Annotated in this window: 1 protein-coding gene; it reads right to left on the minus strand. The window is 43.9% G+C overall.

Annotated elements, in window-relative coordinates; genetic code table 11:
* On the minus strand, window positions 1–237 hold a 237-nt coding region (locus Q5762_RS39620), incomplete at both ends, for a UvrD-helicase domain-containing protein (protein ID WP_315897167.1).

Raw genomic sequence — 237 nt, forward strand, 5'->3', positions numbered from 1 at the left:
GAGCATAGTGCTATATTGCTGATAGTAATTGGCTAGGCTAATGCTCTCGGCATCCTGGGCTTGCTGTAGTGCTAAAGCCGGCAGGGTGAGATCGTTTTTCCAGCTGGAGATTTTACTTTGCAGCGCTTTTAACAGATCTTTATCGCCGTTGTAGTCGTTTTCTGTTAATTGTTTTAATAGCCCAAAGCTGTCTTGATCGTCGAATAAGCTAAAGTTAGCTTTATAGCCAAGCTGCCG

The organism is Streptomyces sp. P9(2023) (assembly GCF_032436795.1).
Lineage (GTDB): Bacteria > Actinomycetota > Actinomycetes > Streptomycetales > Streptomycetaceae > Streptomyces.